This is a genomic window from Rhizobium jaguaris (assembly GCF_003627755.1).
Classification (GTDB): Bacteria; Pseudomonadota; Alphaproteobacteria; order Rhizobiales; family Rhizobiaceae; genus Rhizobium; species Rhizobium jaguaris.
The window spans coordinates 1,829,441-1,842,070 of sequence record NZ_CP032695.1 but is presented as its reverse complement, the minus strand read 5'-3'; the positions used below and the strand labels follow the sequence as shown (position 1 = coordinate 1,842,070).

The following is a 12,630-nucleotide window of genomic DNA, read 5'->3' as shown; positions in this document are numbered from 1 at the left end:
GAATCGTAGCACCTGCGCGGTTACGGCTCTACAGCGCCCTGCGTCTTTTCAAACGCAGGAAGGTCGTTGTGGCAGTTTGGATCGCTTTCCTTAAATCGATCCTGATTTGAGGAGGCATGCGGTAGCACGGAATTATCGGCAGTCGCGAGAGCTTCGGATGCCGCGGCCAAGAAGAATGCACCACTGACGGTCTGATCGCGAGTGATTGGGTTCCGTTGGAGTCGCTCACCTGGCACGGCGAAAGCCGCCACCTATCTGATCACAAAGGCGGCAGAAACGAAAACGATCGCCGCCGAACCCGGCGTGCTCGAAGCAGGGTAAGAGGTGACGATCTCCCTATGTCTCGTTCGGCGAAGACGACTGGTGCCGTCTTCGCCTTTCGCACCCTCTTAGATTGTTCAATCAAAAGCCGGCGACGTGCTGTGGCTTGTAAGGGGCCTCAAGCGCTTTGATTTCATCGGTATTGAGGACAAGGTCGTCCGCGGCGATCGCATCCTCCAGATGGCTCATCTTGCTGACGCCGACGATCGGCGAAGTCACTTCAGGCTTCTGCAGCACCCACGCCATGGCGATTTGCGCCATGCTCGTGCCTCGAGCTTTGGCGACGGCTTCGACAGCGGCCACTATTTCGCGGTCGCCGGTCTTCTCATACATTGTCTTATTATAGCGGTCGGTGATGGCGCGCTTGGTTTCCGTGCCCCAGGGGCGCGTCAGCTTGCCGCCGCCGAGAGGGCTCCATGGCAGGACAGCGATACTCTGGTCCTTGCAGAGCGGCAGCATCTCGCGCTCCTCCTCGCGGTAGACGAGGCTGAGCTGGTTCTGCATCGAGACGAATTTGGTCCAGCCATTCAGCGCTGCGGCATGCTGCAGCTTGGCGAATTGCCAAGCCCACATGGAGGAGGCCCCGATATAGCGTGCCTTGCCGGCGCGAACGACGTCGTTTAGCGCTTCCATCGTCTCTTCGACGGGTGTGAAGGGGTCGAAACGGTGGATTTGGTAGAGATCGACATAGTCGGTACCAAGGCGGCGCAGGCTGTTGTCGATTTCGCCGAGAATGGCGGCTCGCGACAGACCCTGACCATTCGGACCGGGACGCATGCGGCCGAAGACCTTGGTCGCAAGGACGATTTCCTCGCGCGGCGCCAACTCCTTCAACAATATGCCGGTGATTTCTTCGCTCGTACCTTGCGCATAGACGTTCGCCGTATCGAAGAAATTGATGCCCGCGTCCCAGGCACGCTTGTATAGCGGCCGCGCTTCGTCGAGACCAAGGACCCATGGACGCTCGTCGGTCTGCTTGCCGAAGGACATGCAGCCGAAGCAAATACGGCTGACTTCAAGCCCGGTCTTGCCAAGTCTTACGATTTTCATGGTCTTTCCTCCAAGTTTCGCTTTGAAACAATCGTGTGGGTGGGATCGGCTGCCAGAGAGACAGTTCCGAAAGGCGTTTCGGAACGCGTGGCCGCATCATACCGCTGGGTTTCCCTCCGCTCGGCACGGAAGGAGATGTAGAGGGCGCAATAATGATTGCCAGAAAGAAGTGGAGTGTCAGCTTTGACGGCAAGCCGCCGATCTTGTCAAGATATCCGATCGTATTTTCCGGAATTGCAAGACGCCTTCGCATTCCGGAAATGCCGTTTCCCGGAGGACCCGATAGGGACGGAATGGACGGGAGAGCTATGGTTCAAGAAGACATCGGCCGGGACTGCCTCAGGCCCTAAATGGACGTCATGCCGGACGAGACATGGCTGTCAGGAATTCATCTGTATTCGTCACAATCGTATCGCCCATGAAACGCAGGGATTCGAGGGAGCGTCTTCCTGCCTCCGCATCTCCGTGGCCGCATGCGTCTTCGATCAAGACTGGAACGATCCCTAGATCGGCTGCATGGCGGCAGGTCGGCTCGATTCCGATTTCCATGGCAATGCCGCAGATCGCCAGAGCCGAAAGGCCAGCATCCCGCATGGCGAGCTGCAAGGGAGTCCCTTCGAATGCCGACATCCCCAGCTTGTCAAACACGAAGTCCCCCTCTTGCGGCCGCAGTTCCGGAACGATCTGAACCGCCTCGCTATCTCGTAGAAACCAGGGTTTCACTTTTTCCGGGTCGTCCGTGCGTTGCCATGCCATCGCCATCCGCGTTGCGAAGAAACCCATCCACGGCTTCGGCAGCGAAAGATGACGACAGAAAGCGATCCGCATTCCCGCGCTCCGGGCGGCTGCAACAACTGCTGCGATACGATCAATCGTCTCATCCGCGCCCTTGACTTGCCGGGCAATGCCGATCTGCATGTCGTATACAAGCAAGGCGGCGCGATCCGGTGAAAGCCAATCGGCAACGGTTTTGGGCATGGTCATTGGCGCAGCGTCCCTGACAATGAGCGACGGCCCCTTCTAGAACATGGTGCTCCATTTGCCTAGCATCAAACGGTTGTTCAACGGTAATGCTCCTGCTGGTTATGCCGCGCGACCACCACCGTCCAGTATCATAGCGGCGGCCCGAAGGCGGGATCGACATGGCGCTCGAGCGGCCATTGGAAATGCCGGATTGGATATCCAGCAGACTGCTGTTCAAATCCCCGTTCGTGTTGATCGCCGCCAGCGACAACCAGGCTGTCGCCGACCTTCCCGAGAACGAGGCAATGCCGATGGAGGTCTTCTGCGCGTTGCCGCACGCGCTGAGATCGATCGACGGGAGCATGTCGGGGATGGTTGACGACGCGCTCGCGGCAACGGGCCTCAGGCGGCGGGTCACGCTTGCGCTGCCACACTTCCAGGCCGTGGCGCTTGCCGTTGCCTCGGAGCAGCATATTGCGGCAGTGCCGTCGCAGTTCGCCGCCGCGATGCGCCACCGCCTAAAGCTACGTGTCTTTCCTCCACCGCTCGACATCCCGGTGCCGGATGTCCGGGCTCTAATGGCATGCCCGTCATGATCAGGACTCCGCGCATCGGTGGATGCGTGAGCTGGTCGTAGAAGCGATCGAGGAACTCGGCTGGACATTGACGCAGCGCGAATAGGCCGGCGAGCCGGTGCAGGCCATCCGTCTAGGGTCTAAGGAAAATATCAAGTTGTTGACATGGTTGCGCATGCTGACCGACGCCGGGTGAACGGTGAAACTATCGTGTGGATGGCGTCGGCTGTCAGAGAGACAGCTCAAGGAGACGTCTCTGTTTACGTGGGATTTCCTAGGTAGGCTTTCGATAAAATGAAGCGTTCGGTTGCATATTTTCTGGGCTTTTGCTTAACGTTTAGGCGAGCTACTATTTTGATTTTATTTAACTTTTTTTACTATAACTATTTAGTCCGCTATCATTTCAACGCAAACTTGCCAGGTCGATCCGCTCATGAACTCCGTTTGGCCCAACGCCCCGAACGATGATTTTCGGTCGCTGTTCAAGACGCACCCCTCGCCGATGTGGGTCTATGATCCCGAGACGCTGCGATTTCTGATCGTCAATGACGCCGCACGCGATCTGTATGGCTATAGCGATGACGACTACGCCGATATGACGGTTCTCGATATTCGCCCGCCGCAGGAGCGCGAGCGTATGGCCAATGCCGTTCAGCGTCGTTCGGATGTGGAGAAGGCACAGCGCTGGACTCATTTGAAGGCCAATGGTCAGACATTCGAGGTGCTGACCTACGGCCGTGAAATTCGTTTTGACGGCGGAGCGGCGATCCTGGCGATCGTCCAGGACCGCACGGAGGTCAATGCTGCGCGGCGGCAGGTTACCGACACCCGGTCGCTGCTCGATAGCATCGTCGACAACTTGCCCGTCGGCGTCTTCGTCAAGGACATGGCGAAGGATGGCCGTTATATCCTCTTCAACGAGGCCTGTGGCGCCATCATCGGACGCCAGGCGAAAGACGTTCTCGGGAAGAGCGACCGGGCGATTTTTTCCGCGGAGCAAACGGCTGTGTTTCGCCGGCAGGATGAGCGTGCCTTCGAGACGGCCTCGACCATAGGTTTTGAGGAGACGATCGAGGGCCTCGATGGTGTTTCGCGCATTCTGAGAACGGCCAAGCGCGTGCTGCCAGCGCCGAAAGGCCAGGCGCCGCGTTATCTTCTCGGGATTTCCCAGGATGTCACGGAGGAACGTGGCGTCGAGGCCAAGCTCGCACATCTTGCCATGCACGATTCTCTCACAGGCCTTCCGAACCGTGCATTCTTTTCCGAAAGCATCGTCCGGCAGGTGGCCGCGGCAACGCCGGATATGCCGATCGCGCTGCTTTACCTCGATGTCGATCATTTCAAACACATCAACGACAGCAAGGGACATGCTGCCGGGGACGCGCTTCTGTGCCAGGTCGCGCAACGGCTTCTTCGGCTCTCGGAGAGAAGCGATCTTGTTGCCCGTCTCGGCGGCGACGAGTTTGCGCTGGTTCTGAAGATGACAGATGCCGGCCGGGCCCAGCGCCTGGCCGATCTGTTGCTGTTGTCGCTCGCCGCACCTTTTGACCTCGACGGGGTTCGGGAACATGTGAGCTGCAGCATCGGTATCGCGATGGCGCCGGAACATGCGGCCGACGCCGATGTCTTGATGCGCGACGCGGATCTGGCACTTTATGCTGCGAAGGAGAGCGGCCGGTCGACCTATCGCTTTTACCAGACCGAGATGCGGCTTGAGGCCGAGCGGCGCCATCAACTCACCATCGAGCTGCGGGAAGCGCTGCAGAACGACGAGTTCGAACTCTATTACCAGCCAATCGTCCGGCTGGACAATGATAAGCTGTCTGGCTTTGAAGCGTTGATCCGTTGGCGGCATCCGGAGCGTGGCCTGATCGCGCCGCTGGAGTTCATTTCGGTCGCCGAGGAAACCGGCATGATCGTACAGATCGGCGAGTGGGTCCTCCGCGAGGCCTGCTGCACCGCCTCGCAATGGCCGAACCACCTGAAAATCGCCATCAATCTCTCGGTCTATCAATTCAGGCATGCGAGCCTGCTTGCCACCGTGGTCTCCGTATTGCATGAGAGCGGACTACGCCCCGAGCGGCTGGAGATTGAGATTACCGAATCCATCCTGCTCTCTGAAGTGGAGCAGAGCCTGCCCCTGCTTCGCGCCTTGAAGGAACTCGGCATCCGCATCGCCATAGACGATTTCGGCACCGGTTATTCGTCGCTGAGCTATCTGCGCTCCTTTGCCTTCGACAAGATCAAGCTCGACCGCAGTTTCGTTGCCGGCATGGAGACCGATCCCGGCAATCTCGCAATCGTGCGCGCCGTCGTCGGCATCGCTTCGGGTTTCAACGCCTTAACGCTGGCGGAAGGTATCGAGACGGAGGAGCAACTGGGAAAATTGCGAGCCGAAGGCTACAGCGAAGTACAGGGTTTTCTCCTCGGTAAGCCAATGCCGCGCAAGGATGCGGAGGCGCTGATTTTTAGCGAGGTGCATCCGGCAAACATGATCCCTATGCGTAAGCCGAGGCGCCAACGGCGGGTGGGCTGGACGACCGCGGCCGGCTCCCGATAGAGGTCGGCAAAAAAATCGGCAAAAAACTGACGCCGCCTGTCGGAAAACATCATCATCCATCGTCCTTGGAGCAGCCCGTCCTATGGGCACAATTCAAAAGTCCGCTCCGAGGAGACAATCATGACCGATGCAGAACAACCGCAATCACAGCAGCCCAAAGTGCCGGTTCTTGGCGGCCTGGTGCCTTATTTGACAGTAGACGGCGCCGTGAAGGCTGCCGAATTCTATAAGCGCGCCTTCGGCGCCGAACAGGTATTCATGTATCCGGCTGACGAGCAGGGCCGGACGATGCATATCCATCTCTATGTCAATGGCAGTTCGTTGATGCTCTGCGACGCCTATCCTGAATATGGTCACGCGCTGGAAAAACCGCAGGCTTTTACCCTGCAATTGCTCGTCGACGACATTGATGCCTGGTGGAAGCGCGCTGTCGATGCCGGTGCCGAGGTCGTCATGCCGCTCGAGGTGATGTTCTGGGGCGATCGCTGGGGCCAGCTTCGCGATCCATTCGGGATTGTTTGGGCCATGAATGCACCGGTCAAGAAATAAACCCTGCACGACAAGCCTCGGATTCGAAAGGCTCGAACCGGGGCTTGTTCCATGGAATGCTGTTGCAAGGGGTGCTGGTCGGCCGCGCCCTTTGATCCGTTATATCGGTCTACAACAGATACGCCTTTTAGATGGCCGGTCTCCTATAGGCGGCGAGTGCCGCTTCGACGCCGAGGGCGATTTGCAGCAGCTTGCCGTCATCACCGAATGCGCTGGTAAGCTGCAGACCGAGCGGCAGATGTCCATCCATGCCGCAGGGAAGGCTCATCGAGGGGTGCCCGGTCATGTTGGCAAAGCCGCTCGACAGCATTTCGCCTTCCTCGCCCTCCTCGGTGAATTCCGGATCTTCGGTTGGGGCGGGAAAGGGAACGCTGGGGCTTAGCAGCACATCGACATCGGCGAATTGAGCCTCGACCGCGTTGCGAAGCTGCAAGCGAAAATCCTGAGCTTGCAGGTAATCTACCGCGCTAACATGGAAACCGGCCTCGACTTGCGACCGGGTTCTCGGCGCATAGCCTGCAGGATTTTCAGCATAGAGTTCTTTATGGATGAGCGACGCCTCCGGCTTGATGATTTTTCGCAGTTCCGAGTTCGCCAAGGCCAATAACGGGATATCGATCGTTTTGACGATGGCGCCATGTGCCTCCAGCGTCTTGATCGTCTGCATGAGGTTTTCCGCCACTGCCGCGGTCAGTTCCCGGCTGTCGGCATGATAGGAAAGAACGCCAATCCCGACGCCTTCCAGCGATGACTGCGACAGAGGGAACGGCTTTCCGGAGAGATATTCCAGGAGGATCGCCGCATCCGTGACGGTGCGGGCAAGCGGCCCGGCATGATCGAGCGTTTGCGACAGGGGGAAAACACCGTCGACCGATATCAGCCCGAAGGTCGGCTTCAAACCAACGATCCCGCAATAGGAGGCGGGGATACGGATCGATCCTCCGGTGTCCGTACCGACGGCCAAGGGAACGATGCCGGCCGCGACGACGGCTGCAGAACCGCCGCTGGAGCCACCCGACGTCCGGCCTGTATCGTGCGGATTGTTGGTCTGGCCGACATCCGGATGGGCGATGCCGTAGGCATATTCGAGCAGATTGGTCTTGCAGAGGATAATGGCGCCCGCCTGACGCAGCCGTTTTACGAACTCCGCATCGTCAGCGGCCACCACGGGCGGACGGACGCGGCTGCCAAAACCGCTCGGTACGCCCCGGACGTCAATCAAATCCTTGATGGCAACGGGAATACCGTGCAGCGGCCCGACGTGACGTCCGGACCAGAGGTCGGCTGCAGCACGCGTCGCCTGTTCCAAGGCCGCTTCACGCATGACATGAGCAACCGCATTCAAACTTGGTTCGAGCCTTTCGACGCGCTCCAACGCTGCCGTCACGACATCGACAGGCGACAGCGAACCGTCGCGGTAACGGCTGCCAAGCTCGCCCACGCTCAAAAATCCGATGTCGCGTTTCGTTTCGTCGCTATCCTTCGATGCACTCACGGCTGTTCCCCCTTCATTGTGCTTGTTCCAACCGTCGCGCAGCTGGCGGCAGGCCAGCATGACGCCGTAACGGCATTGTGTGGAAGATCGATCGGAAGAATGCGTGCACTGACGACGTTCGGCAAGCATGTTGTTATGCCGCCGCTTGCGAGAGGCCTGCCATGCGTCGCGAGTCGAAAATCTCGCGGCACTCTATTCGGAAAGCAGGGTCCGTGTCAGCGGATGGGTGGCATCGGTGAGGCCGTCCAATACCGTGAAATGATTTTGGTCCGGATCAACGACGGCGTTGGTTGCCGCGCCAAGGCCGGTCCAGATATTGGCGAGCAGGGCAGTCTGGCGGATGAATTCCGCCCGTTCGGCGCCGCCGACCCAGCAGGTGAGGCGGATATTTTCAACGGGTTCCAACAGCGCCGGGCTTTCAGCCGCGGCTTCGGCGGCATCGATGCGCAGGTGGTCGTTCATGGCCCGCTTCATGATCGGGCGCAGGTCGTGAACGCCGGAGATGGAAACGACATGCCGGATGCGGGCCTGGACTGGTGCGGCAAGTGGCGACGTCTTCGTGACCATGCGGGTCGCGAGCTGGCCGCCGGCCGAATGTCCGACCAGCATCACAGAGCCATCGACCATATCGGCGACCTTGCCGATCGCAGCCGCAATTTCCTTGGCGATGCCAGCAAGGCGGATGTCAGGGCAAAGCGTATAGGAGGGGATGGCAACAGCGTAGCCGTTGGCGACGGGGCCGGCGGCAAGATGCGACCAATAACTCTTGTCGAGCTCCAACCAGTAACCGCCATGAATGAAGACCACCAGTCCCCTCGGTTTCTCGACGGGCAGGAAAAGGTCGAAACGATTGCGCGCCCCGAGCCCGTAGGCGAGATCGAGCTCGGCGCGCTCGGTCTTGGCCAGGCTATCACGAAAGGCCCGTGCCGGCTCTACCCAGGCTGCCGGCCAGCGGTCACCGCCGACCACATAGGCATCACTGGTATAGGCGCTTTCCCAGTCGGTAATCCTGAAATAGCTCATCGCCCGATCCCCATCCCTTACGAGCACGAATCCGATATCACGTCACAGTCGACCGTACGGCAAAGCGTGCTTCCTTCCATGATCCGCTGCTGAGAATATCCTCCAGCACCTCGGCTGCCTGCCAGACATCGCGGTAGCCGACATAAAGCGGCGTGAAGCCGAAACGCAGGGTGGCGGGCGCGCGGAAATCGCCGATCACGCCGCGCTCGATCAAGGCCTGCATCACTTCATAACTGTTGTTGTGCGTGAAGGAGACCTGGCTGCCGCGCTTTTCGCTATCGCGCGTGGTTTCCAAGACGACGCCATATTGGCCGCATTTTTCCTCGACCAACTGGATGAAGAGATCGGTAAGCGCAATGCTTTTCTTGCGCAACGCGCTCATGTCGACCTCATCCCAGACGCCGAGCACGCCCTTCAGTGCTCTGAGCGACAGGATCGGCTGCGTGCCGCAGAGGAAGCGCTTGATACCCTCGCCGCCGGCAAAACTCTGCTCGAAAGCGAAGGGCCGGGCATGACCCCACCAGCCGCTAAGCGGTTGGGTGATCGCGTCGTGGTGGCGGTGCGCGGCGTAGACGAAGGCCGGCGAGCCGGGGCCGCCGTTCAAGTATTTATAGGTGCAGCCAACGGCGAAATCGGCATTGGCGCCATCAAGATCGACAGGCAATGCACCGGCGCTGTGGCAGAGATCCCAGATCACCAGCGCGCCGGCCTCGTGGATCTGGCGCGTCAGCGCCGTCATGTCGCGCAGCTCGGCGCTTTTGTAGTTCACGTGGTTCACCAGCACCACGGCGACTTGGTCGTCGATCAAATCCTCGATATTGTCCGCATCCCTGCCTTCGAGGCGAAGGGTAACGCCCGGTCGCGTCGAGGCAACGCCTTCGGCCATGTAGAGATCGGTCGGGAAGCTGTCGCCTTCGGCGACAATAACGCTGCGGCCCGGCCGCATGGCAAGAGCGGCGTGAAGGGCCTTGTAGATGTTGATCGAGGTCGAGTCGGTGACCACCGTCTGGCCCGGTGCCGCGCCGATCAGCCGGCCGATGCGGTCGCCGAGCGCGAGCGGCAGGTGGAACCAGCCGGCACTGTTCCAGCTACGGATCAGGCCGTTGCCCCACTCCTCCGTCGCCGCCTGTTGCAATTCGGAAAAAACGTCGTGCGAGGCTGCGCCGAGCGAATTGCCGTCGAGATAGATGACGCCCTCGGGCAAGGCGAAGCGGCTGCGGAAGGAACGCAGCGGATCGGCCGCATCCATGGCCTCGACAGCGGCGAGATCGGGAAGGCTGCTCATGGTATCGGGTCTCACTTTATTCGCGGATGGTTTCCCGGGCGGGCGCGCCGCCACGGCTGCGCTTGATGCTTGGCAGCGCCAGCATCAGCAGGACGAACAGGCCGGTAGCGAGCTTCAGGTTCGGCGGCGGCATGCCGGCAGCGAGGCAGAGCGAGACGAGCTGATAATAGATGATCGAGCCGACGAACGGCGCGAGCAGCTGCCTGAGCACAGTCTGCTTGCCGGTGAACGCCTCGCCGATCATCAGTGCGGCCAGGCCGTTGATCAGGATGCCGATGCCCATATTGACGTCGGCGAAGCCCTGCGATTGCACCATCAGCGCGCCGCTGGAGGCAGAGAAGGCGCTGGCAAGGCCAACACCGCCGATCGTCGCGGCCCAGACATTGATGCCCTGCGCTTCGGCCATTTCTGGATTGGCGCCGACGGCGCGCATGGCCGTACCCTTTTCCGTCTTGAAATAGCGGTTGAGGACGAGGAGCACGATCAGGGCAATCACACCGGCGACGACGATCTTGCTTGCCGGGAAGCCCGGCTGCGTCAGCGGCACCCAATCAAACACCGTCGGTGAGCCGAAGACCGAGAGGTTCGATTTGCCCATGATGCCAAGATTGACGCTGTAAAGCATGGTCGACATCAGAATACCGGCGAGCAGCGTATGGATGCGGAAGCGCAGGTGAATGAAGGCCGTGCAGCAGCCGGCGGCAAGACCGACGACAAAAGCTGCGGCGATCGCGAGTGGCGGCGCAACGCCCGCCGCCAGCAGAATACCGCAGACGCAGCCGCCGAGTGGAAAGGCGCCCTCGCTGGTCAGGTCCGGGAAGCTCAGCATGCGGAAAGGGATCATGATGCCCAGCACGACGAAGCTCAGGATGAAGCTCTGCGCCAGCGTGACCGGGATCAGTGAGACGAAACTTGAAACGGTTTCTTGAATGAAATCCATGATATCAGCTCACCAGCAGCATGCGGTCGGTCTTGACGGCGAAGTGACCGATCAGTTCGGGCACGGTGATGCGCCGCTTGCCTTCCCCGGTAATTTCAAGATGCACCCGGCCGGCATCGAGCATGATGATGCTGTCACCGAAATCGACGGCGTGCTGCATGTTGTGCGTCACCATTAGGGTCGTAAGCTTCAGCGCCTCGACGGTGCGCACCGTCGCCTGCATGACGATGTCGGCCGTGCGCGGATCGAGGGCGGCGGTGTGTTCGTCGAGCAGCAGTACGTCGGGCGAACCGCCCACTGCCATGATCAGCGACAGCGATTGGCGCTGGCCGCCCGATAGAAGCTCCACCTTGGTGTCCAGGCGGTTTTCAAGACCCAGCCCGAGAACAGCGAGGCGTTCCTTGTAGGCGGCAAGACGGGCGGCATTCAGGCCGGGTCGAAATCCCCGCTTCTTACCGCGCAGCTCCGCCAGAAGCATGTTCTCGCCGACGGTCATGCTGGCGGCGGTGCCCTTCATCGGGTCTTGGAAGACGCGGGCCAGACGTGCGGCACGCTTGTGGACCGGTATGTTCGTGACGTCGTTGCCATCGATGAGGATCTGGCCGGAATCGAGGCTAAGGGCACCGGAAATGGCATTCAGCATGCTGCTCTTGCCAGCGCCGTTCGAACCGATGACGACGCCGAATTCGCCGGTCTTGAGGGAGAGTGTCAGGCCGTTGAGCGCGACCTTTTCGTCGGGCTGGCCTCTGTAGAAAACCTTGCGCGCGGATTTGATGTCCAGCATCCGTGCCTCCCCTGCAGTGTAGGGTTATGAAATGGCGGCGCTTTCAACGCCGCCATGGATCAGGTTGATCCTTCGAAGATGCCGCCGATCACTTCGTGAAGCAATTGCAATCGGCAAGTGATGCCGGCACTTCGGCGCCGAAAGCCTTCAGGACCGTCTTGTTGATCAGCGGAGCATGGTCCTCATAGGCGGGACGCGATGGCGCGATCGTCTTGGGGTCGCCACCCTTGAGGATCTTTGCGGCGATCCTGCCGGCATTTTCGCCGACCTGCTCGTAGTTGACTGCGAAGCTTGCCGGGACGACACCGCTGCGAACTGCGGCGTCGTCTGAATTGACGATCGGGATCTGGGCCTGCCGGGCGGCTGCGGCAACGGCGGTGATTGCCGGCTGCAAAAGGTTCGAGGCGGGCGTGTAGATCACGTCTGCCTTGCCGGCGAGCGATGCGATGCGCTGCTGGATGTCGTTGACATTGTCGACACCGACAGCGACCAGTTCGAAGCCAGCGGCCGGAGCGGCGGCCTTAACCTTTTCGATCAGGGCGGCGTCGTTGGCCTCGCCCGGATTGTAAGGCACGCCGATGCGCTTGGCATTCGGAAGCAGCTTCTTGGTGAAGGTCAGGATGGCGGCGATGTCCTGCAGGTCGCTCGCGCCGGTAATGCCCACATCGCCGGCATCCCAGGAGGGAACCAGCTTTGCGGCGACCGGATCGGTCACGGCCGAGAACACGATCGGAATGCCGGAGCCGGCGAGCGCCTTCTTGGCGATCTGCGAGACCGGCGTCGTGATGGTGTACATCAGTTTCGGATGGTCCGACTGCAGCTTGGCGATCATCTGCGGCACCAGCGAGGCGTCGAAGCTGGTGTTGCTCTCGGTGTAGACCACGTCCTTGCCTTCGACGAAACCGTTGTCGGCCAGCGCCTTCTTGAAACCGGCAATCGAGGCGTTGAGCTGCGGATGTTCGCCAAAATTGGCAATAGCGATCTTAATCGGCTCGGCGGCTGCCGTGACGACGCTCGCCATGAATGCGCCAGCGAGAACCAGTCCCGACAACCACATGGATGTGGATTTCTTCATCGTTTCCTCC

11 protein-coding genes are annotated in these 12,630 nt (G+C 60.3%); 3 read left to right on the top strand and 8 right to left on the bottom strand.

Going from position 1 to position 12,630, the window contains the following annotated elements:
• Nucleotides 1–402: 402 nt before the first annotated feature.
• On the bottom strand, nt 403–1,371 hold the full coding sequence (locus CCGE525_RS30755) for an aldo/keto reductase (RefSeq protein WP_120707988.1): 969 nt from the start codon (nt 1,369–1,371) through the stop codon (nt 403–405).
• A gap of 357 nt (nt 1,372–1,728) precedes the next feature.
• The gene (locus tag CCGE525_RS30745) at nt 1,729–2,355 is read right to left on the bottom strand and encodes a cysteine hydrolase family protein (protein WP_120707986.1); all 627 of its coding nucleotides are present in this window, start codon (nt 2,353–2,355) and stop codon (nt 1,729–1,731) included.
• Between the two features lie 158 nt (nt 2,356–2,513).
• Here CCGE525_RS30745 and CCGE525_RS30740 point away from each other — a divergent pair, with 158 nt between their 5' ends.
• From CCGE525_RS30740 to CCGE525_RS30730, 3 genes are all read left to right on the top strand, one after another.
• Nucleotides 2,514–2,930 (top strand): LysR substrate-binding domain-containing protein, encoded by a 417-nt coding sequence (locus tag CCGE525_RS30740; RefSeq protein ID WP_245472211.1) that lies wholly within the window; start codon nt 2,514–2,516, stop codon nt 2,928–2,930.
• 412 nt (nt 2,931–3,342) lie between these two features.
• A complete protein-coding gene (locus tag CCGE525_RS30735; RefSeq protein WP_120707985.1) occupies nt 3,343–5,469 on the top strand; it encodes a putative bifunctional diguanylate cyclase/phosphodiesterase in 2,127 nt (708 codons plus the stop codon).
• A gap of 120 nt (nt 5,470–5,589) precedes the next feature.
• The gene (locus tag CCGE525_RS30730; RefSeq protein ID WP_120707984.1) at nt 5,590–6,018 is read left to right on the top strand and encodes a VOC family protein; all 429 of its coding nucleotides are present in this window, start codon (nt 5,590–5,592) and stop codon (nt 6,016–6,018) included.
• Between the two features lie 127 nt (nt 6,019–6,145).
• On the opposite strand, the gene CCGE525_RS30725 is transcribed toward CCGE525_RS30730, so the two are convergent.
• The 6 genes from CCGE525_RS30725 to CCGE525_RS30700 form a co-directional block, all read right to left on the bottom strand.
• On the bottom strand, nt 6,146–7,513 hold the full coding sequence (locus CCGE525_RS30725) for an amidase (RefSeq protein ID WP_162950353.1): 1,368 nt from the start codon (nt 7,511–7,513) through the stop codon (nt 6,146–6,148).
• A 192-nt stretch (nt 7,514–7,705) separates the two neighbouring features.
• Nucleotides 7,706–8,536, bottom strand: coding sequence for an alpha/beta hydrolase (locus CCGE525_RS30720; RefSeq protein WP_120707982.1), 831 nt, complete (start codon nt 8,534–8,536; stop codon nt 7,706–7,708).
• 37 nt (nt 8,537–8,573) lie between these two features.
• Entirely contained in the window at nt 8,574–9,821 is a 1,248-nt protein-coding gene (kynU, locus tag CCGE525_RS30715; protein WP_120707981.1) for a kynureninase, read from the bottom strand.
• Between the two features lie 16 nt (nt 9,822–9,837).
• Nucleotides 9,838–10,761, bottom strand: a complete 924-nt coding sequence (locus CCGE525_RS30710) for an ABC transporter permease (protein WP_120707980.1) — start codon at nt 10,759–10,761, stop codon at nt 9,838–9,840.
• Between the two features lie 4 nt (nt 10,762–10,765).
• Complete coding sequence (locus tag CCGE525_RS30705; protein WP_120707979.1) at nt 10,766–11,545, bottom strand: ABC transporter ATP-binding protein; 780 nt, start codon at nt 11,543–11,545, stop codon at nt 10,766–10,768.
• Nucleotides 11,546–11,633: 88 nt separating this feature from the next.
• The gene (locus CCGE525_RS30700) at nt 11,634–12,620 is read right to left on the bottom strand and encodes an ABC transporter substrate-binding protein (protein ID WP_120707978.1); all 987 of its coding nucleotides are present in this window, start codon (nt 12,618–12,620) and stop codon (nt 11,634–11,636) included.
• Nucleotides 12,621–12,630: the final 10 nt, after the last annotated feature.

Excerpts from the sequence above, each read along its gene's own strand:
- CCGE525_RS30755 (WP_120707988.1), bottom strand. The coding sequence starts at position 1,371 with ATGAAAATCGTAAGACTTGGCAAGACCGGGCTTGAAGTCAGCCGTATT.
- CCGE525_RS30745 (WP_120707986.1), bottom strand. The coding sequence starts at position 2,355 with ATGACCATGCCCAAAACCGTTGCCGATTGGCTTTCACCGGATCGCGCC.
- CCGE525_RS30740 (WP_245472211.1), top strand. The coding sequence starts at position 2,514 with ATGGCGCTCGAGCGGCCATTGGAAATGCCGGATTGGATATCCAGCAGA.
- CCGE525_RS30735 (WP_120707985.1), top strand. The coding sequence starts at position 3,343 with ATGAACTCCGTTTGGCCCAACGCCCCGAACGATGATTTTCGGTCGCTG.
- CCGE525_RS30730 (WP_120707984.1), top strand. The coding sequence starts at position 5,590 with ATGACCGATGCAGAACAACCGCAATCACAGCAGCCCAAAGTGCCGGTT.
- CCGE525_RS30720 (WP_120707982.1), bottom strand. The coding sequence starts at position 8,536 with ATGAGCTATTTCAGGATTACCGACTGGGAAAGCGCCTATACCAGTGAT.
- kynU (WP_120707981.1), bottom strand. The coding sequence starts at position 9,821 with ATGAGCAGCCTTCCCGATCTCGCCGCTGTCGAGGCCATGGATGCGGCC.
- CCGE525_RS30710 (WP_120707980.1), bottom strand. The coding sequence starts at position 10,761 with ATGGATTTCATTCAAGAAACCGTTTCAAGTTTCGTCTCACTGATCCCG.
- CCGE525_RS30705 (WP_120707979.1), bottom strand. The coding sequence starts at position 11,545 with ATGCTGGACATCAAATCCGCGCGCAAGGTTTTCTACAGAGGCCAGCCC.
- CCGE525_RS30700 (WP_120707978.1), bottom strand. The coding sequence starts at position 12,620 with ATGAAGAAATCCACATCCATGTGGTTGTCGGGACTGGTTCTCGCTGGC.